Below are 21,764 nucleotides of genomic sequence, written 5' to 3'. Positions count from 1 at the left end.
ATAATCGACTTAGCAAAGACCTTTTTGCCATAAGCACGCTCGTAGAACTTAGCGAATTTATCTGGCCCCTTTGGCTCTGGCTTTGGATCAGGAACTAACGGCTCTGGCGTGAGGGGTTTCATGGGCTTGGCAGGATGCAGGCTACCCGATGAGGTGCTTTTGTAGGGATTGCCACCCACCATTACTCCGCCAGCGGTGCCTAAGCGATTATCAATGGCCTTAATGACATCCTTGGGATAGGCGGGATTAATGGCAGGATGCGCTTGCCTGACTTGCAGCGGCGTTAAGCTATGGAGAATGACTTTGACTCTGTCCTCTGTGCTGAGCTCAGCCTTGGGAAAGTCCATGAAGAACATAGGCGCACGGGGCTTGTCGAGGAGTAAGAGCTTTTCACCGCGAGTGAGGGCGGTTTTAAGACTGGATAGAGACTCGCCTGTAGCGAGATAGGCCTTTAATTCATTATCTTTAAGATATGAAAAATCCGTTTCAATGCGATATCCCCAAGCTATGACCATCAATTCTATTCAGAGGCATTCGGGGGTTTCTATTCAAGGCGCATCATTGAAATAATGTAGGTACCTTTTAAAAGGATGGAACACAGAATAGGAAGCACTGAATGCCTCCCTTGGGCGAGTTTTACCGCGCTTTATTCTGCGTTACAGCGATTCACCTTATGATGAACTAAGCTATCATCGCTAAGCCTTGCCTAAAACACGGTAAATTATCGCTGAATACATTGCATGGTCGCAGTTTGGGGATAGGCTTCATGTTCCATCAATTGATGGAGTGCTACTACCTTCCCTGACATACTGCTCCTTAATTCCCTTATTAAAGCACGCCTATTTCATGCCCTGCTTACTTAATCAAGATCGCTTCGCGCACCCTTCCCTAAGGGCGATAATTTACCACAATTAATTAATAATAAAAGGGATTTTTTGTCCTGTTTTGAATAAAATGAGAGCTGGATACCTGTTAATAACTCCAATCCTCATAAGCCAGAGGCAAGCTATTAAGGAGGTTTCTGCGCTCGCGCCAATCAGGCATATTCTTATCCATAATAGATCGAAAACGCTCATTATGATGACGCTCAATCAAGTGAACTAACTCGTGTACTAATATGTATTCCATACACTCAGGGGGTTTTTTAACTAGCTCTAGATTAAGCCACAATCTCTTTGCTTGTATGTTGCAGCTTCCCCATTTGGTTTTCATCTTCTTAATACCAATATCATTCGACTCAACGCCTAATTTATGCTGCCAATAAGGAAGCAACTTAGCGATAGAATCTTGCATTCGCTGACGATAAAAACCATTAAGTAATTTAAGACGATTATCAACACTGGTCTTTTTTGCCACTGCCAGCTCTAATTTAGTGACACCTTTCTCAGTCACAAAATGTTTGCCCGAAGTATCGACAATACTCAGGCGATAGCGTTTTCCCCAAAGATAATGGCTCTCACCAGCCACCATTTCCCTGATTGATTGACGAGGCTGAGCAATAAAGCCAGCCTGCTGTTGTTTTATCCACGCTAATTTAGTGATGATGGCAAGCCGAATAGCTTGTTCACTGATCCCGTGTGGCACCGACAAACGCACTTTACCTTGAGGAGGCAACACACTTAAGTGTAAGTTTTTAATCGCCTTACGATTAACCTGAACTTGAATGCCGCCAATTTGAATATCCTCACTGTCTATTACCGACATTAATGGTATTCCCTCTGTGCTTTTACACGCTCCATCACTTCCACAATATCTACATCATAACCTTGGGTTTCTTCACGAATGGCATTGGCTATTTCACGCTCTTTGAAACGGTCTCCTAACCAATCCGACTTTTTGGTATAACGCACAGCCGTATCAATTTTAGCAGTCAGCACCTCATCATTGCCCAAGTTATCATACAGGGATTGTTTTGCGGCCGTATCGACAGAATCAGGGTAACGAGCACTACGATTGCCACTGGGGTTAACAACTTTTTTTGCCAACTCTCGGATCTGTTCAAGGTACTCTTGATAGTTAAGGGCTTTTTCACGGCGCTGCTTAATAATGTCATCTAACAATGACGACATTTGGTCAAAGTATTTAGGGTTAATGGGGTTTTCATCCACTATCATTTTACGTACATTGTTCTCGATAGCCTCGGCCATCGCCTCTTTATTTTCACGCAGATCTTTAGGAATTGAGTCGACTCCCTCACCGTTATTGTTCACGACTAAATCAATGAGCCCCAATTCCTCAAAGTCCATCAATTGCTCGCTATCATCTGCACGAATATACATGTCGAGAAGCTGACGCATAGCAGGTTCAAAACGTTTCATCTCCAGTAAATCACCACTGGCCAGCTTAATTTCATCTCGCACCCTCTCATAATAAATCACCTCTTGCTTGATGCTATTCGATTCAGTCGATGAATATCCCGCTTGCGCCATTTCATTAGCAAGATTGGCGTATGCCCTTAGCAGCTTAGCAACCACTTGGTACAAGGTTAATCGCAGTGCTTCTTTCTCTGAACGTTCATCCATATCGGTGGGTTCAACACCTGACTCACCACAGAAATAATGAATAAAATCGTTACTATCACGGGGAGCTTTGACAGGCTCACACAAGGCGCGGATCATGTCTAACGCATTGTCTAAATCTTCACGAGACTGCACTAAACGATCTTTCAGTAGGCCAGCGACATCATCTTGATCATAACCATCAAGTGCACCTGTCGTGTAGTTCTTAATTGCCTTATCTAAAGAGCGAAATAAGTCTTTATAATCGATAACATAACCGTATTCTTTATCCTCACCATCAAGACGGTTTACACGGCAAATAGCTTGAAATAGATTGTGATCTGCCATACTTTTATCAATATAAAGGTAAGTCGCTGAAGGGGCATCAAAGCCTGTTAGCAGCTTATCGACGACGATTAACAAACGCATTTGCCCAGGCTCTTTAATAAAACGCTGCTTAACATCCTGTTCAAACTCTGCGACTTTTTTAGCCGCTATATCTTCAGGTTGTTCAAAATGATCTGCGAGCATTTTGCGGTAGATATCATACTTAAACAACTTCTCAGTTAAGCCTTCTCCTGACTCCTCACCTTTAATCGAGCCTGGCGCGGGTTGATAACTAGTGACAATCGCACATTTACCCGCCAGATCAGTTTTATTAAATAAGTCATACACTACACAAGCTTGATGCACACTGGCGCACACCAGCATGGCATTACCTCGACCATCCATTAGCCTTGGCTTTAACTCCATGTCCATCAAAATATCGCTAACGATCTGCTCTAGTCGAGAGCGGCTCGATAACACCTTTTGCATGGTGCCCCACTTTTGTTTAAGCTGCATTCTCGCGAGATTAGAAATGCCTTTCGTTTTAGCGTCAAACCACTGATCGACCTTTTTCTGCGAGGTTAAATGCTGATCAATATCCCGTGCTTCATAGCGTAAATCCAGTACCACGCCATCTTCTACCGCTTCATTAAATTTATAGGTATGAATGTAAGGGCCAAACACTTCTAAAGACTTTTTTTTATCCTTCTTCATCAGTGGTGTGCCCGTAAAACCAATAAACATGGCATTGGGTAAGATAGTTTTCATTGCGCTGTGCAGCTTGCCTGATTGTGTTCTATGACACTCATCAACAAATACAACTAACTGGCCTTGCGGGGTAAAGTCACTCGATACACTACTTGCAAGTGAGCCAATGTATTCATCTGTGGCTTGTTCTTGATCTTCACTATCATCTTCGCCATTGCGACCAAACTTATGCACCAATGAGCACAATAACCACGGATTCGGCTCGCCCAATGCCGAAATAAGATCTCGGCCACTCTTGGTTCGATAAATGTCTTCATCGACACCAAAGAATACGTTTTCAATCTGTTCATCCAGCTCAGTGCGATCGGTAATGATCAGTACGCGAGCGTCGCTGACATTTTCACGGATCCATTTGGCCAGCCACACCATAGTTAAGCTTTTACCCGAGCCTTGAGTATGCCAAATAATACCGCCTTGTTTATTGCGAGCAAGATGGCCCACATGATTTTTAGCGGCTTGAACACCAAAAAACTGATTATGGCGACAGGTCTTTTTAACTCCGGCATCAAACACGATAAAATCATGAATTATCTGTAAGAAGCGTTTTTTATCACACAGTTGTGCCAAATGCGTATCTAAAATGGTGTCGGTAATAATACCCGCCTGTGGTAACGCAATATCACTACTGGGTTCTTTCCATTCTAGGTAGTATTTTTCTGTGGTCTCGATAGTACCATAACGAAGACCTTGGGTATCGTTACCCGCCATAACGAGCTGCATACTGGTAAAGAAGTTACGAATGAAGGCTTTCTTTTGGTTGTCGAGGTTTTGGCGAATGCCTTCACTGACCGACACAGATGAACGCTTAAGTTCAATCACCCCAAGCGCAATACCATTGACATACAGCACGAGATCGGGCCGTTTTTTAAGTTCACCTTTTACCGTGACCTCTTCAGCAATAGCAAAGTCATTGGCTTCTGGGTTACCCCAGTCAATCAGCCATACGGTTTGATTGAGCTCACCCGCGCCTGTTTTCTCTTTTACGCCATAACGCAGCAGGCGATAAACCGCTTTGTTGGCATCATAGAGCTTTTTGCCTTCCCCCAGCGCTGCAGCCATATCCAGTTTTCGCAGCGTACGCGCAATTAACACCTCAGGTACGCCACGTTTACTTAACCAGTTGCTTAACAACTTGGTTTCTACATTGCGGTTGTTTTCACGAGCTCTCCAATCACCTAAATACTCATAGCCAAGCTGCTCTTTAAAAAACCTAATCACGCGATTTTGTGTTTTTCGTTCTAACTGTCCAACATTACTCATTATATGTCCTTATTAACACACCGCCAATTAAGCAATAATCAAAGATCAATATCGCTTAATTTACAACAACTTATTATTATCGCACCTATATCGCACTCTTTAAATTCAATCACCAGTCAAGCAAGAGTCAAAGATTAATATCGATTAATTTACAACAACTTATTGTTATCGCACCTATGTCGCACCCATTAAATTCAATCACGAGTCAAGCAAGGGTCAAGCAAATTAATACCAATGGGGAACATAGCGCATTGCTTTAGTGCCTGCTTCAGGATCGTATGGCTTAATTAAGTTTGCTTTTATAGCATCTTTAATGATTCGACTAACCATGGCGCTATTCTTCTCTTCGATAGCAAACCGCTCACGCAACGACTTGTTATTCATGTGTTCACGGCTAACATAACGTAAACAGCAATGCTGGTAACAGGCGCGAATGCGATCTTCTTTGTCCATCTCAGCAAACGGTCTATGACCAAATAAAACAGTACGCGTATGGTGATCGGTCACTTCAAAAAGAGGGGCTGGTAATTGATATATTTCAGTTTGAAAAATAACTTTATCAATGCCTGTACCGCGCTCTTCACAAATATTAATGCGACGCATAAACGAGGCTAGAGCTTCATTTCTACTGCGTGGGGGGGAATCTAAAAATCGGTCAGCATCAACCAAAGGAATGCCAGGATTAGTTATTTCCATACGAGTATCAAATAATTCAATCATTGGACCAGTGCCAGTTAAAGAGAAATCTTGGTGAATAATGGCATTAGCTGCTAATTCGCGTATTGCAAGTTCAGGATACATAGGCACTTCTGTACGAAACGCTTTGCCTATTTCCTCATTAGAAGGTAATAGCGTTTTTAAATAATCAATAAGCCCTTCAAAACCCACGGCATACCCTTTATTCCCTGTAAGTTCACGTACCGTTTCAACGCGGCTATTGCCCTTATACAGGACTAAACGAACTGCTTTACGAGCCAAATGTTGAAAGTCTTGCAGTTTCTTGGCAAATAATATGGCACCAAGGTTTGTAATTGCCCGTTTGCCATTCTGTGCGGTAATAATCAGCTTATCAGACTCAAGTGCGCTTAAAATTCCTTGCCTATTTTCTGGCAATGGCAAATCTAGCAGATCAAAATATGAAGGATAATCAATTAACTTAAGCACACGTTCATCACTACAGTTTTAAGCCGCTAATTGTTGCTCAAAAGGTGTGTTGTCAAACACGCGCCACAATGCGCGTTCTTTCTCTGCAAACTCGCGTAGCTTCTTTTTATAACTACCGACACGAATGTATTCGGTGCCATCAAATTGAACAGGTGTATGCGTAGCAGCCTGAATTTCAACAATGACAACATGCTTATTATTGGTATGCGTAAATTCATAAAACTGAAAGTGAATTTTAGGTGCGGTTTTTTGCAACAACCAACTTTCTAATTCTTGCCCTTTGTGTTTCTGAGTTGAGGGGGTAAATTTAGTACCGACAACATCATGGGTTTTATCATCAACACCATAAACCAAATACGCCGTTTGTTTACCAAGCAGTGCGGCAGAATTTGCTAGCGCTGAAATATATTCACCAATTTTTACTACATCGACATTATGCTTAAACTCCACCCATTCAGTTTCGTCAGGTAAATGACATAGTTCTTTTAGTAATGCCCTTAATTGATCAATGTTTTGCTCAGTTGGCATTAGCGACTTCCTTATTCTCTTCAGTCACTGCATCAAAGGTCGAGTCAAAGGGCAATCTTGTGCGGCCTGTGAGTAGCTCTTGCATCATGCCTTGTTTGATTTGACGGGTTTTCGCCAAACGCTGTTCAAGGGTTTGAATTTCGTTATCCATATTCGAGAGGATAGTGGCGATGGCGGTTTGTTCTTTTTTTGGTGGTAAGGGTATTAAAAAGGGAATTATGTGCTTATTGTTTATTTGGGGGATTGAAGTTGTATCTGCAACATTATCTAACCCCTGATATATTAACACATTATATAAATACATATTATCTAATAAGTTATTGCATGTTAACGTCATCAAATTAGTATCCATAAATGAGTTGTTTTTTAGCACTCTGATTTTATTTAGTAGAATAGATGCCCCCCTCTTTGGAAAAATAATGCTACCAGCAGAAATAACCTTATTCGTAATGATTTTATATTCGGTTTCATCTGCGTAAACACGTCCATTATTAAGTTGTTCAACCTTAAAGTAAGGAATTCCATCACTAATAAATTCAAATCTAGATGGACTGTCTCCACTAGCTATAGTTACAAGTTCACCTAGTGAAGAAACCTCCCAATCTTCTGGGATCTCACCGAGTTCGCTGGGTTTTGTGCCTTTACTCTTACCCACAGGAAGGCTATCCATGCCTCCGCTCGCTTGAAAAGCAAGTGAGCCGTCGTCGTAAGCTTCGACGTTAACATTCGTTGCAGATGAATACTTTGCTTGGCCTTGGCTCTTACCTTTAAGAGTGTCTTCGGTACCTGTGGCGACCTTGGCACTTTCATTAGAATAGAAAGCGAATTGCGGTAAACGGGTTTTGCCTGTCAGCAGTTGCTGCATAGTAGCGGTTTTAATCGCTTGTTTTTTGGCGATCAGCTTTTCCAATGCTGTTAATAGCGCATCGGCATCATTAATTACTTGACCAATTTTTACTTGTTCTTGCTTACAGCTTGGAAGTGGAATGCTTAATTTTCTAAACATCTCAATATTTAAATGCGCAACACTTGAACCAACTTTTTCGCCGATCATGCGAAACTGTGTTTCTTCAGATCTTAGTAAGCTGAGTAGGTAAATCGAGTCAAGTTTAGCCGTTGGTTGAAGTACAATTATACTTTCATAAATACTAAACTCACGATCTACATCAACTAATGCACAAACACCAAGAGAGCCTGATTTACTGACCAAAACATCGCCCTTTTTAGCCCTGCGGTATTGTGTCAATTTCTCGTGCTGCTTTAACGAAATAGTCCGAACTTTATCAAAGCTAAGATTACCAGCAGCTATATCAGTAGCTCTAATTAAGGGTATTCCGCCATATTCAACATAATCAACTTTAGACGTCAGTCCTAAAAAAATTTCTTTGCAAATTGACTTAACTGCAATAACGCTCCAGTCTTTAGGAATAACCCCAACTTCTGTTTGTTTGTACTCTTCCGGAATCACTTTTTTTAAAGCACTCATAACGACCACTCCAAGCCCATTGCTTTTAAGTGACCTTCTACTTTGTCACTTAAGCCTTCAACTGATTGGGTGAGCGTTGGTAATGGCGTGCTATAACGCTCTTCCAGCTCTTTTACACGGTTTGCCATTTGCTGAGTCACACGCTCAATCTCGCTAACGATATTGGCTTGCAATGTCGCTAGCCATTTATCATCCACGATTAAACTTTTTACCTCATCAATGCTGAGTGTGGGGTAGTGGTTAAATACCGCTAGATCGAGTGCATCTTGCACTGTTTTGACCGCTTTTTTTGCAGCAGCCTCTGCGTTAAACAATTTGGTTGCGTGCTTCAGTGCGTTAACTTCGTCAGCATCTGTTGCCAGCTTAGCTCTGGCAGCAACAGTGGCTTTGGTGATCTTGTCTTTATCGTTGATGGCTTCTATCAATAAGCCATCGTCACCCCCATTGTCTTCCAAATAGCTTTCAAGTGCTTGTGTGGCTTCATCTTGCTTGGCTTGCAGCTCATCCACTTGTGCTTGAACATCTGCAAAGTAACGTGCCACGATTAAACTGGGTGGAATAAGCTCGGCTTTGTATTTCTTCTTCGCAATGACGAGATCGGGTGTTTCTTTACTCTTGTTAGAAACGGTTTCACCTTTTTTGGAAGGTACCAGCTCACGTAATACCTTGCCCGCTTGCCAACCATCTTGCACTAATACATACACATCGTCTTGCATCGTATCGGCCCAATAATCCATGAGGATTTGGTAAATGTCGTATTGACTCAGCAGCTCACTGTTGGCATAACGACTCAATAACTGCTCTGATATTTCATTAATCAGTTCTTTAGGGCTATCACCTTGCGCTATTTCAGTTAATGCTGCCTGTTTAATCCATGCTTTAAAGGGCAACAAGCTGCGGCAAGCGAAGTCTTTAAACTCTTGATGAGCCAAAATGGTGCTTTTTACTTGGCTTGCTGCAACGAGTGCGTGGCTATAGCCGCTTCTTTTTGGGTTAGGTTCTGGCTTAAATAAAGTTGCTCGAATGCTTGGGAATACCTGCCAGTAATGCTCAAGGGCATCGATGTCTCGGTTGGGAATTCCGCCTTGCAGGTGAGCGCTTAAATCGTGCAAATCCTCTGGCTCGCTTGAATCGATATAACGCGGAATATTCAGGTTGTAATCGTTTGCGGCAATTTCATCAATGCTGACTAAACGGCTGTAACGCTCAAGCTCTATGCCTTTATTAAACACGTCGACAATTTTATGAATGTCTTGGCTGCGCAGGCGATTTTTGTTGCCATCTTTGATAAAACCTTTACTGGCATCAATCATAAAAATGGGGCGGCCTGTCATTTTTATATGACTGTGGACACCTTGCCCATCACCACTTTCATCAAGCGCCGTGGCGGCTTTTTGCGCGTGTGCTTTATCAATCACGATAATACAGGCAGGAATACCCGTGCCGTAAAACAGGTTAGCAGGCAGGCCAATAATGCCCTTAATGTAACCTTGTTTGATAAGATTTTCACGGATCGTGGCTTCGGCGTTACCACGGAACAACACCCCGTGAGGCAAAATCACCGCGCCTTTACCTGTGCTTTTTAGGCTAGTAATAATGTGCAGCAAAAACGTATAATCGCCATTTTTCTCTGGCGGTATCCCCCAAGTAAAGCGTTTAAACAAGTCTTCTTTTGGGTTTAGGCCACTGGTCCAGTTTTTGTTTGAAAATGGCGGGTTAGCCACCGAGAAATCAAAGGTTTTTAATTTGTTGTTGTCAGTTGTGTCTTTCCACTGGGGATCGGCAAGGGTATTCCCTTTCCAGATTTTAGCGGTGGCATTGTTATGCAAGATCATATTCATGCGCGCTAAGGCGCTGGTAGCATTATCCATCTCTTGACCAAAAATAGATAATCCCCGTGGCGCTTCGTCACTGGCTTTTAATAGTAGCGAGCCTGAGCCACAGGTAGGATCGTAAACCGTGGCATCTTGTGGCGTATCTTGGGTGATCCCCACCACTTTAGCCAAAATTTGTGATACTTCTGACGGCGTATAAAACTGGCCTTTAGATTTACCGGATTCTGTCGCAAAGTGACGCATTAGGTATTCGTAAGCATCACCCAGTAGATCATCGCCATCGGCGCGATTATCGGACAAGTCTAAACCTTGAAAAATGCCCACCAGCTTGGTTAGGCGGTCTACCATCTCCTTGCCTTTGCCCAGCTTGTCTTCGTCATTAAAGTCGGCAACGTCTATCACGCCTTTGAGGTCATTCTCTTTTGCAAGGGCAGAGATAATTTTATTGATTTTATCGCCAATTTCTTTATCACTTTTAAGTGCAATGAGATCATCGAAGCTGGCACCTGTTGGCACCACTATCATGCCGTAGGGATCACCTTTGTACTTGTCGGAGACATACTTCATAAACAACATGGTCAGAACATAATCTTTATATTGGCTGGCATCCATACCACCACGCAGTTCGTCACAGCTTGCCCAAAGGGATGAATAGAGCTCTGTTTTTTTAATGGCCATTATTTTAGAAACCTTGATTGAACACCTTGGTTGAAAAACCTTAGTAGAAAACTTTGATGAGAATGGGGCAGTTATAATTGTTCTGTATTTAACCCCGCGGCTTTTAAGCGGGCAGTTAGGTTACGCATTTTAGAAAACTCAGTGCCGAAGCTGCTTTTTAATCCTACGCCTTCACAGAACTCTTTAGCTGTGATGTTTTTCAGAACATCAGCATATTTAATCATTTGCAGATGCATTTCTGCGGTGTATTGGTTCCGTGGTGCATCGTTTAAGGCTTGTTTGATGTTATCGAAAATGGCTTGCTCAGTCATGTGTTACACCTTTGGTTTGCATACCGTCACGAATAATTAGCTAATTTATATAAATTATATAAATCATTGCGAGTAAGCAAGTATAATTTGCAATAAAAGAGTTGGCGGTACTGTTTTTACACTATTAAAAGTTGACTTCTCCTCGCCTGATTAACCATGAATTCTTGGCTTTATTGTTCAGACTGCTCAATTTTCTCCATCATCCAGTCTTCAATTTCACTTTCTAACCATGCTTTACGCTTGCCCATTACCGTCACGTTCTTGGGAAAGTCACCTGCTTTGATCAAATTGTAGATACTACTGCGACAAAGGGTTGTCATATCCATAACATCACGCAAGCGTAAAAAGCGCTCGCTCCGATTCTGAATAATTTCCATCATTTTTTCCTGATTACTATTGTATTCAGAAAGATTAAATATATCTGAAAAGATTTTGGTTGCAGGCATTATAAGATAACCAATAAGCTCAGTTAATGCAGCCCAATGAGTTCGTAAAAGCTCTTTATGTTCTTTCCACCCGCATAATGAGCAAGCACACCAATATCGATACCATGTAGTTGAATATTCAAGTCTTCAACTTGCTATATTTGTTTGCTCATTGCTGATCCTCTACTCCAAACCAAAAGCCTAACTCATCTGAATCATCTTCTAGTGAACCCTCATCGGCCTCACTGGATATGGCCTCTAATATCGATCTTCTAGTGAACCCACACTGCCCTCACTTGATGTGGCCTCTAATATCGATTGTTTAAGCACATTTTCGGTAAGGCTTTCTTTAGGGCTTTCTTTAGGGACAACGGTGAGCTACATATCCCCCCCTCTAACACCCGTGATTACAATCAAGTTAACACAATAATATACAATATAACCAAATAATTTAATTGCAATAAATTAAACTATTCTTCGATAAAATTAAAAATGTAGAATGATCTCGATATCTTAAACACGTTTGAGATAGTTAAAAGCCGCTCTTGCTTCCATTAATGGATTATCCACAATGAAGCCTCAGTGGCCTTTTTGTTTCAACTCATTTTAGTGCCTTAAGATTCTTCCTCTTAATGTTGCTATAGATCTCCTCCATCGCACCAATAAATGAATTTGAACGTGTCCAAAATTCGGGATAATCGCCTTGTTTTTTGATTAAGGCGGCTCCAATGTCGACAACTTCAGCATCGATTGTGGGCAGTTCCCACTCTTTCATGGTCCAATATCGTTCTGCCATGATGGCCTGCGTTTGAGTTAATTGCGTGCTGTCATGTTTAATTGTTATCGGATGATAGAGGTGAGGCTGATGGTCCACTTCCATTTTCTCGGGGGCACTAATATGCTCAGAGAAGACTTTCCCCAGCTCTGTTTTCTTTAATGCATCATGCAACTCAGCGGGGGTTAGCCCTCTAAATTGAAATAGCAGCATAGGGTTAGTATCTAAAATATCGGCTATTTTATAATAGACACCGGCGATATGTTTGCATGGATTCGCATAATCTGGGCAATCACAACTGGCCTTTATATCATGATAGGTCTTAGGCAAAAAATGGCTGTGCTCAAACGCCCCCTCAATATTGCTCGGCATTTCATTTAGCATCAATTTAGATAACCAACCGGGATTACGACAAAGCGCACTGATAATATCGACCCATTCTTTGATCTGTATGATCTTAAACGTGAGCGACACTTTATATCTCGGCTCTATGGTTACCCCAAAGTAAGGGTTGATATTACCCCGTATCGTAGCGGTTATCTTATTGTCATTAATGTCAAATTTTAACATACGGCTATCGCTGCGATAGGCTCTCCCGCGCTCTAGGCGACCCGAGTCGATAAATTCTTCTAATGAGTCTATGAAGGCTCGGCCCCACCAGGTTTTTTGAGTCTGCATTTTGTATTCCTCTTGGCCTTGTGGCCTCATTGGGTGAACCTAGTTGGATGAGCTTAGCTGGATGAGCTTAATAAATGCATTCGCATCGAGCTTTGATAGCCATGATTCATCGTTACCGACGATGGCATCGGCTACTTTTTGTTTGTCTTCTAGCATCTGGTCAATTTTTTCTTCTATGGTGCCTAAGGTGATAAACTTATGCGCGAAGACGGTCTTTTTCTGACCGATCCGATAAGCCCTATCGGTGGCTTGATTTTCGACGGCAGGATTCCACCAACGGTCAAAGTGGATAACATGATTGGCTTTGGTGAGGGTGATCCCGACCCCTCCCGCTTTGAGTGATAGGATAAAAATACTTGGCGGATTATCTTCATGCTGAAACTCTTCTATCATCTGCTCTCGTCGTGTGCGACTGGTGCTACCGTGTATATAATAAGTCTGTAGCCCGAGTTGATTTTTAAGCAAGATCTCTAATTTGCCGCACACTTCAGTGAATTGACTAAAGATCAGCAGGCTTTCGCCGTTGTAAATGGCCTCTTTCGCTGTGTCAACCAAGCGTTGCAGTTTTATCGATCGTTCAATACTAAAATCACTGCCATCTTGCAGTACTTGCGCCGGATGATTACAACATTGCTTTAATCGTAATAATGCTGACAACATAATGAGTTTCTGCTTGGATTCATCTTGTTGGGTATTATCTATTTGCTGAGTGATTTCATCGACTATCGATTGATAGATACTGGCTTGTTCGGTACTGAGTTCACAATACACTTTTTGCTCTATTTTCTCAGGTAAATCATTAATGATGCTTTTATCCGTCTTTAAGCGACGTAAAATAAACGGCTCAACAATATTTTTTAAAATACCGCTCTGATATCGATTGTTATCGCGCTGGATTGGCAGCTCAAACTGTTTACGAAATCCCGCTTGTTTGCCTAATAACCCCGGATTTAAAAAATTAAAGATAGACCATAGATCCATTAACCTGTTTTCAATCGGTGTGCCTGTTAATGCAATGCGAGAGTCAGCCTTGAGGCCATAAATGATTTTAGTTTGCTTGGCGCTGGGGTTTTTAATGTTCTGCGCCTCATCAATGATCAAGCGCGACCAATGGATATCTTTAAATAAGGCATGGTCTCGATGAATAAGGCCGTAAGAGGTGATCACTAAATCGTGCTGTTCAGCGACAAGCGCAAAATCTTTTTGGCGACGTTTATGGCCATGATGAATAACAGCATTAATACTGGGGGCAAATTTTGTGAGTTCTTTTAACCAATTGCCTATTACTGAGGTAGGGGCTATCAGCAATGCCGCTGTATCTCTGGGTTTTGACAATAGCAAGGCTATGATCTGCATGGTTTTTCCTAGCCCCATATCATCTGCTAAGCAGGGGTTCATGCCTAAATTCTCGAGATAAGCGAGCCAAGAGAGCCCTCTATTTTGATAAGGCCTAAGAGTCGCATTCAGTTGCTGTGGTTGCTCGATTAAATTGAATTTATCTTTTCGATTAAGCCCATCTAGCATGGCCTGCGTTTGGTCGTCGAGTTCGACATCATAAAGTGCTTCATCTGCGGCCAGCGTGAGTAAACTTTGAATGCTGCCACTGCCCATGTCTTGTTTAGAGGTCTCGATGAGTTTGTGCATTTTTTGCATTTCAGCTTTATCTATTTCTATCCAATTGCCTCTGAAATACACCAACTCAGATTTTGATTCAAGTAATTGATGCCATTGCTCCGCCGTGAGCTGGTGCTCCCCCATGGCGTAGTGATAGTCAAACTGGATCAGATTATCGGCCGTCATATGGCTAGTGGGTGAGCTGCTTTTCGTTGGGGATGTTTTATTGGCTTTTAATTTTATTTTTGCTTTGAGTCGTCCACTTGCCGTCCACCAAGCGGGCACAATAATGCGGAAACCGCAGGCGTTGAGTGTCCACGCATCTTCTTTAAGAAATTGAAAAGCCTGATGATGGCTGATTGTTAATATTTCTCGGCACATTTTATGTTCAAATACTTGCTCTAAAAGGGCATAGATACGACTGGCATAGCCGAGTTGTAATAGTAGGATCCTGTCAATGGATGTGCCGAGCATCTCCTCAAACAGGCTCGCTTTAGTCACTTTTTCTTGCCAATACTGTGCAAGGTTGATCATAAACGAGGGATCTTGCTTAGACTGTAATAATAATTCTAATCCCCAATCCGCTTGCTCGTGAGGATCGGCCTGGTGCAGTTTGAAGCATAATTGAAAATCGGCACCAAACTGATCGTATTCAAGGTTGTTTTTCCATGAACGCCATTGTTTATAGGTGTGTGCATCAATAGATAAACGTTCATGGTTTAATAGTGGCTGTATCAAGCTGTGCTCAACGGATTTGAACGTTTTCTGTGTATGGGGTGTTAAGCTAACAAGTGTATTGAGTATGACATCGGAAAAGTGCACCAGTGCAGAGAAAGGATCAAAGTGGCTGAAATCACCTAAACAACCTGAAAGTGGCATATGCTCTGCGATCATCTTTAATCTATCTTGATATTGAGATGAGATAATCTGCCATTTTGGATGGTACTGAGTATTTATCGATTTTTTTTGTGCTATGAGTGCGGGTATGTATTGATCTTGCTTGATGACATGACTGAGCTCATAGGCCATTTTTATCCAGAATTTCGCATCACCTGCCAAGCACATGTCATCTTCAAAATGATAGCTTTTAAAATTTAATTCTTTCAAAAAACTGATGGGATCATCAACTTCTATAGCATCTAAAATAAAAGATTGATAATTGACGCCTAGATTGTCTTCTAGGTTATTCAGATTGGCAATGATAGGTGAAACCACGGCCTCCCCTTTTACGTTACAAGGCAGACTAACCTCTGTTTCTTCAAAACTGGAAGATAGTTTTAGCTCTTTACTAACAAAATCAATAAAACAATCAGAAGCTAACTGATACGGGTAAAAATCCGGTGTCGTTATTTTATTTTTATGTTCAATCCATAAATACAATTTCCCTAAGTTATTAAAATCAGAGTTGCTGGAGTGCCAGAATAAATGGATCAATTTCATAAATAAATATTACAACAAAGTAGAAAACACCATTTTGCATTTTCAGAAACTCAACTTCAAACTTTTACTGCCCCCTTTCCAAATAACTCCACAGCGCGAGTTTAAAAAACCCGCGACACTGGACAAATGAGCGACATCGAATCATTCTTATTAATCATGTTTATGCTTAAAAAACATCAAAGCGCAAATTCAAAGGTGTGTGATAATAGCGGCTGTATCTTTACCTTTCGAGGCACTCGCTTGCCATCAATATACCTTCTTGGATCAACCGTGACAAAACCCCAGAATTGTAAAAAACGCGCGATAAAACGCGAACTGATCATCATCTCGAGCAGATCGTGCGATGAGCAATATTCATCATTTGAACATTGGGCCAATAACGCAGGAAAAGCGATTGCCGTTTCGGCAGCTAATTTACCAACATCGCTATGTGACTGCAGTCGCCACAGCATAAATAGCCAAAAAGGTTGCACATCAATATCATCAGAGAAGTTATCGAAATATCCCCAATTGTATTGCTTAATAGCTGCTTCTAACATGGGCAAAAAGAAAGCCTGAATGCCCTGTTTCTGATACTGCTTTTGCGCTGTCTTTTTTACGTGATAGCGGCCACTGCGACGATAAATAATACCTGCAAGCTCTGCCAATACTCGGGCATAGTGCAGCGCATTAAACTTGTCTTCATTACTGCCCGCAAATTCACTAATGCTTAACTCTATTTCAAACTGTGACACATTAAACTCTGATAACAATGCGCTGGATTGCTTAACGAGTTTGGTGGGTAAGTTACCTTTGCTGGTGGCTTTAAAAGAGCCATCATGCTGCATGGCTTCTTCAAGGATCAACGACAAATAACGCATCACGGGGCAAGCAGATAAATCCTCAGGAACACAGAGTGTTACATTTTCTAGTTCGCCAAATGACGCATACAACCAGTTACTCATTTGTGCTGGCGATAGGCCACAGAAATCATCATTTGGCCGATGATTATATTCTGCCGCCTTATGCTGAGCCACGACATTGAGTTCGTCTATGCTCAGGTTCACATTCATCGCCGTGATTTGTGTCAGTTCATCGATGATGTCAGCACGCTGTTTTGACATTGAATCCATGCAACAGCGTTTATATTTTTCACCACTACCACACGGGCAAGGATCATTACGACCTAGTTTCATACTTTCTCTACTCGCCTATTTATCTTAATGCTACGTCATCTAAAGTTCAAAAGTCATACGCACGGCGCAGTCAAACTGGATACTATAGCGTACATTCATGTTTGTATTAAGCAAAGAATAGGCACAGTGATTATCTTCGCTTTTATTAGCGCTAGCCAAAGCGGTTACTAGCCGATAAACAATGAAGCTGGCACACCAAAACGCGCCGATAGTGCCTTAATGTGGTTAAGCGTTAGAGAACGCTTTCCACTTAAAATCATTGATACCGTCGATTTTGCACCAATCTCTTCTTTGAAGTCACTTAACGTCAATTGATACTGATCGATAATAACTCTTAGCATGGCGATACCAGGCTCAATCTTCGCGATAACTTGATTAAATTGACTAAACTGTTCCGCCTCTTCTTCATACCTTTCAATCACCGGAAACATCAAATCAATCACTGGCTGATGAGCATCATAATCTTCGATAAGCACTTCCATCGTGGCAATCAGTTCTTGATATTGCTCAGGCGAAGAGATACCACTGATCCAAGGCATGACTTGGTTCAGTTGGTTAGCTGCTTTGTCTAAAACTGCGATATCTAACATAGGGTTACCTCTTCAGTTTCTTTTCACGGTATTGCTTTGTTATACGGTCGTACTCGGCATGGCTGACAATGTTTTTAATGAAGCATCGACCTCCTACAAATTCGATAAATGCAATAAGCCTAAGGTTGTTACCACCAATATCAATCACCCACCACTTATCAACGTATTTAAAGTTGTCTAATGATGGAAAGACTTTTCGTAGCTCCTCCGGGCTTTTTGCTTTACTCTCTTTTAATACCTTGTAAGTTGCATCTAGTGCGTCGGAATCGTTTGGATAGAGTTTTTTCGCATTTTCAAAAGGTTGCTTACTTATAACGTGCATGTACTATCCAGTTTATTCACTATATGTGAACACTATACCTAAATTAAGCCTAGTTCACAATATGTGAACCTCAATAAATTGTTCAAATTTGAAGCAAAGCAACCGCTGGTGGTTTAATTGGTGGTTAATAATGAATGGTAAAGATATATCATACCTCAATATATTGATTTTTAAATAATTTAATTTACTAACCTACATTCAAATTCAAAATATAGAATAGTATTTTACTTCGTATTCCATTTCTTTTAAATATTGAAATACAATACCTTAAGTTAATTCCTTGTTTACTGCTATATTAATTAATCTAGTGTCGACCATCACCAAATGGTGGTTGACGTAGTGGATAGCGGGTATCAGTTAGCCGATAAGCAATGATTCTATCCCTCAAAACCAGCATAGTATCCCTCACGATCACGGGTTAATGGCTGGTAATATCAACGTCTCAATGAGTACTACTATTATTTCTAATCAATTTAAATGTTGAAGCTAACAATATTATGATTTCAAGTGATCTTAAAATCGTCAGTTAAAGTAGCCCAATGAGTTCGTAAAAGATCTTTATGTTCATTTTGCATAGGCAATGCTGCAAGCATTTCTGGCCATAGTAATCGTGCTTGCTCTACAGTATCGAAGAGGTGTGGTTTAACAGCAGCCCACGGAACACCTACCGTATTGGACCACTTCTCAAAGTGCTGCATCGTCATATCATACCACTGCTTAGATTTTGCCATGTTCAACGCAAGGTTATCATCTTGGATATAAGGTGCTGTGAACACCACATCATAGAGCGGCGACAAACGAGGAGAACGTTGATCTTCATAGATGATAGTCCAGTTTTTTAGATGCGCATCGCCATTACCTAGCAATATATTAATCAGTAGCCTTCTTGCCATTTGCTGCACATCGGCTAAACGATCTTGGCTAGTACGAAACAACACTTGCCCTAATTGCTCGTAGTTCACTTTCTGGTATTTATCGACAGGGTATAGACCAAATATCTGAGCAAAGTCTTCAGTATGCACTCGTCCTTTATCAGTACGATCAAAACGCTTTATACCATAAGCATAGGTTTCATCAGGGAGCCTAATATTAGGCAGTCCCGCTAATTCATCAAGTTTAATAAGACGGATATTTGGGGTCTTAGCGCCAGCGGCTTCGGCTAACGTCATACAGGTATACTCATTGACAGGTACACCTTTATGTACCGTTGAGGGCGTTTTAATAATCCACATATCGTCAGAGAGTTCCTGATCAATGTGATAGCGGCCATCAATATGAGAAGATGAGAACTTCATCTGTACACCAGCAAGCGAGAATTGAGTGTCTGCATACTTAACGTTAATCTGCTGGGGCTCGGTCACTAAACGTTGTTCTAATGCCCAAGTAGGCATATCTCCCGCCTTAATCGGTGTAGCCACCAAGGCTCCGGGTAAATGAACTCCTAAATAGGCCAAAATTGAAAACTCATTATTGACATGACATTGAAGTGCTTTCGCCACAATATCCCTTAAAATCCCTTCTGGTAATAAATTAGATAATACTGGCGGTATTTTTTCACTACGGATTTGAGGCTTAGTAAAATAATGAGGATCTTGAAGCTGCCTAAGTGTCAGCACAGGTCTCTCATGCTTGGGCATTGCGATATATTTAGGATTGAAACTCAATATGTTCTTCCCGCCCGCATAATGAGCAAGCACACCAATATCGATACCATGTAGTTGAATATTCAAACCTTCAACTTGCTCTATTTGTTTGCTCATTGCTGATCCTCAGCTCCAAACCAAAAGCCTAAATCATCTGAATCATCTTCTAATGACCTCTTATCGGCCTCACTTGACGTGGCCTCTAATATCGATTGTTTAAGCACGCTTTCGGTAAGGCTCTCTTTAGGGACAATAGTGAGCTCCATATTCAACCCCTCTAACACCCGCAATAACGTCGACAACTTCATATCACTACCCGCTTCGATACGCTGATATTGTTGCTGCTTCATACCGATCCGCATATACATATCTTTTTGTTCGATCTGTAGCTGTTTACGTCGAGATGAAAGTAGTTTGGAAATTTGCTCAATCGTCATCGCTCAACCTCAAACAATATAAAAGTTGTACCCAAGCCCATAAACAACTTTATGGTTGTAAAAATAGTCTTAAACAATACTATAGTTGTATTCAAGCCTATAAACAACTTTATAGTTGTAAAAATGGTCATAAACAACTTATTTGTTGTATTAATCAGGTCATAAACAACTTATTTGTTGTATTAATCAGGTCATGATCATATCAGTCGTTAAGCCCAGATAAAAAACACCTTGGCGGTTTTGAGCTAATACGCTCACCGATACGATTTCTCCCGTTGAGAGAATAGGCTTGTGTTAACTGATAAAGCCTATCTAGTGGATCCAGAGACTGCCTAAATACTCATACCTTGTGTCAGATACTGCTGTTGCGTTTCTTTTTTACATTCAAGCTTAAGCTTAAATCACGCTATACTGAATAAACTCATTCAAACCCTATGAGCGACGCTTTCTTTGCCGACACCAATAATAACAATCTGTTATGATGACAGAGAATATGCGGATACGATTATCGCTCAGCTCTCCTGCCATGGCGATCTTCAACTCATTAAAAAACGACTCCCGCTCGGTGATTATCAACTCAATCAATGGCTCATTGAACGTAAGACTCTGGCTGATCCCGTCCTCTCTTTATGTGATGGTCGGCTTTTTTCACAAATCGCCCGTTTAGCTGAAAGTGACTTCAAGGTTGCCCTATTAATTGAAGGGAAAACCCAAGACATAAGCGAATATAAGATCCATAGAGAAGCCATCATAGGTGCACTGTGTGCGATTAGCATCCACTTTCATATTCCTGTGCTACGCAGTCAATCGCAAACCGAAACCGCCAAACTCCTCTATTATTGCGCTCAGCAATTAAATCATGATACAAGTGATTTGAAGCTCACGGGACGTAAACCTAAACGCCAAAAAAGCCGCCAATTATTTATATTACAAAGTTTGCCACAAGTCGGGCCTAAACTGGCCAAGCGGCTGTTATGCCACTTTTTGACGGTCGAAGCTGTGATGACAGCATCTGAAAATGAATTAACTCAAGTTGAAGGGGTAGGTAAAAAGAAGGCGCAAAAAATACGGGCGATTCTTACGCATTCCGCCGAATGCCCTCATTATTAATCGCATCTTATAATTTAATCATTAACGTTTGCTCTAAACTTGTTAACCAATCACCAAACAAAGGACATTTCGCTCTCATTGTTGCTATGCCTATACGTTGCGCAATGGCAATCCCCATAGTTGTTTTAGCAAATTTTCCATTGGCGGACCATTTGTTTAACCGCTTTGAAGGTGCTGTTTCAGGACTATTATTAATAGCCTCAGGCCCATCACATTCATCCAATACTGCATGGATCTCTTTAACCTGAATACCTAATTCATCAGCTAACTTGTCCGCGTCACTAAATAAAAAGGCTTCAAATTCATGCATGGCAATAAAAGGAATAAAACGTTCATGTGAGCGATAAGCAGAATACAGCTCATTCACGGCTTGTGCAGTCGCACCATTCAAGGTGTGAGCTATTTCTTTGGGCGTACTATTTTTTTTGACAGCCTCTAACCCCGGCCATTCACTTGTCCCATAATAATCCACTAATGTTGTAATAAAAGTATCGGGGCGCTGTTTGAGATGCAGTCCTAAATCACGACTCACACGTGAAAAACGAACATCACCTCCCTTTTGACCGGGCTTAGTAACTTGAGTGGCACTAATAAAAATCATTTTATTTGCTAAATATGGCGCAAGTCTTAGGTGTCCCCTTATATAAAGCAGCCACATCAAGGGTTTTGAGGTAAAATACTCCAAACAACCATAATAAGC

The 21,764-nt window shown here is 41.4% G+C and carries 18 protein-coding genes; 1 reads left to right on the top strand and 17 read right to left on the bottom strand.

The genetic code is table 11. The annotated features are described in order from the left end of the window. The 16 genes from Q0791_RS20125 to Q0791_RS20050 form a co-directional block, all read right to left on the bottom strand. The coding region (locus tag Q0791_RS20125; RefSeq protein ID WP_299010409.1) for a hypothetical protein at positions 1–518 on the bottom strand (518 nt) is incomplete at its 3' end. Between the two features lie 454 nt (positions 519–972). Further along, positions 973–1,704: a SprT family zinc-dependent metalloprotease gene (locus Q0791_RS20120; protein ID WP_299010406.1), complete on the bottom strand. Its 732-nt coding sequence runs from the start codon at positions 1,702–1,704 to the stop codon at positions 973–975. Further along, complete coding sequence (locus tag Q0791_RS20115; protein ID WP_299010403.1) at positions 1,704–4,853, bottom strand: type I restriction endonuclease subunit R; 3,150 nt, start codon at positions 4,851–4,853, stop codon at positions 1,704–1,706. Before Q0791_RS20115 ends, Q0791_RS20120 begins: the two co-directional genes overlap by 1 nt. A 225-nt stretch (positions 4,854–5,078) precedes the next feature. Beyond that, the gene (locus Q0791_RS20110) at positions 5,079–6,017 is read right to left on the bottom strand and encodes an ATP-binding protein (protein WP_299010401.1); all 939 of its coding nucleotides are present in this window, start codon (positions 6,015–6,017) and stop codon (positions 5,079–5,081) included. Between the two features lie 18 nt (positions 6,018–6,035). After that, the gene (locus tag Q0791_RS20105) at positions 6,036–6,545 is read right to left on the bottom strand and encodes a helix-turn-helix domain-containing protein (RefSeq protein ID WP_299010398.1); all 510 of its coding nucleotides are present in this window, start codon (positions 6,543–6,545) and stop codon (positions 6,036–6,038) included. Beyond that, positions 6,535–8,031, bottom strand: a complete 1,497-nt coding sequence (locus tag Q0791_RS20100) for a restriction endonuclease subunit S (protein WP_299010393.1) — start codon at positions 8,029–8,031, stop codon at positions 6,535–6,537. Before Q0791_RS20100 ends, Q0791_RS20105 begins: the two co-directional genes overlap by 11 nt. Continuing rightward, complete coding sequence (locus tag Q0791_RS20095; protein ID WP_299010389.1) at positions 8,028–10,544, bottom strand: class I SAM-dependent DNA methyltransferase; 2,517 nt, start codon at positions 10,542–10,544, stop codon at positions 8,028–8,030. Before Q0791_RS20095 ends, Q0791_RS20100 begins: the two co-directional genes overlap by 4 nt. 71 nt (positions 10,545–10,615) lie before the next feature. After that, complete coding sequence (locus tag Q0791_RS20090; RefSeq protein WP_299010386.1) at positions 10,616–10,855, bottom strand: transcription factor; 240 nt, start codon at positions 10,853–10,855, stop codon at positions 10,616–10,618. A gap of 170 nt (positions 10,856–11,025) precedes the next feature. After that, entirely contained in the window at positions 11,026–11,301 is a 276-nt protein-coding gene (locus tag Q0791_RS20085) for an AlpA family transcriptional regulator (protein WP_299010383.1), read from the bottom strand. 580 nt (positions 11,302–11,881) lie between these two features. After that, positions 11,882–12,733 carry an SWIM zinc finger family protein gene (locus tag Q0791_RS20080; protein ID WP_299010380.1) on the bottom strand — a complete coding sequence of 284 codons (852 nt, stop codon included), beginning with the start codon at positions 12,731–12,733 and terminating at the stop codon, positions 11,882–11,884. A 39-nt stretch (positions 12,734–12,772) separates the two neighbouring features. Next, positions 12,773–15,787, bottom strand: coding sequence for a DEAD/DEAH box helicase (locus tag Q0791_RS20075; protein WP_299010377.1), 3,015 nt, complete (start codon positions 15,785–15,787; stop codon positions 12,773–12,775). A gap of 176 nt (positions 15,788–15,963) precedes the next feature. Next, positions 15,964–16,962 carry an SEC-C metal-binding domain-containing protein gene (locus Q0791_RS20070; protein WP_299010374.1) on the bottom strand — a complete coding sequence of 333 codons (999 nt, stop codon included), beginning with the start codon at positions 16,960–16,962 and terminating at the stop codon, positions 15,964–15,966. A gap of 167 nt (positions 16,963–17,129) precedes the next feature. Continuing rightward, complete coding sequence (locus tag Q0791_RS20065) at positions 17,130–17,552, bottom strand: helix-turn-helix domain-containing protein (RefSeq protein ID WP_299010371.1); 423 nt, start codon at positions 17,550–17,552, stop codon at positions 17,130–17,132. 4 nt (positions 17,553–17,556) lie between these two features. After that, a complete protein-coding gene (locus Q0791_RS20060; RefSeq protein WP_299010368.1) occupies positions 17,557–17,874 on the bottom strand; it encodes a type II toxin-antitoxin system HigB family toxin in 318 nt (105 codons plus the stop codon). Between the two features lie 503 nt (positions 17,875–18,377). Further along, complete coding sequence (locus tag Q0791_RS20055; protein WP_299010365.1) at positions 18,378–19,634, bottom strand: type II toxin-antitoxin system HipA family toxin; 1,257 nt, start codon at positions 19,632–19,634, stop codon at positions 18,378–18,380. Next, positions 19,631–19,954, bottom strand: coding sequence for a helix-turn-helix domain-containing protein (locus tag Q0791_RS20050; RefSeq protein WP_299010362.1), 324 nt, complete (start codon positions 19,952–19,954; stop codon positions 19,631–19,633). Before Q0791_RS20050 ends, Q0791_RS20055 begins: the two co-directional genes overlap by 4 nt. A gap of 450 nt (positions 19,955–20,404) precedes the next feature. Between Q0791_RS20050 and Q0791_RS20045 the strand changes: the two genes are divergently transcribed. Then, positions 20,405–21,064: an ERCC4 domain-containing protein gene (locus Q0791_RS20045; RefSeq protein ID WP_299010359.1), complete on the top strand. Its 660-nt coding sequence runs from the start codon at positions 20,405–20,407 to the stop codon at positions 21,062–21,064. A gap of 7 nt (positions 21,065–21,071) precedes the next feature. On the opposite strand, the gene Q0791_RS20040 is transcribed toward Q0791_RS20045, so the two are convergent. After that, the coding region (locus tag Q0791_RS20040; protein WP_366942498.1) for a DUF4276 family protein at positions 21,072–21,764 on the bottom strand (693 nt) is incomplete at its 5' end.

The sequence above is a fragment of the uncultured Shewanella sp. genome (assembly GCF_947495455.1).
In the GTDB taxonomy this organism is placed as follows: domain Bacteria; phylum Pseudomonadota; class Gammaproteobacteria; order Enterobacterales; family Shewanellaceae; genus Shewanella.
The sequence above is the reverse complement of the archived record's forward strand: the minus strand, read 5'-3'. Positions and strand labels throughout refer to the sequence as shown.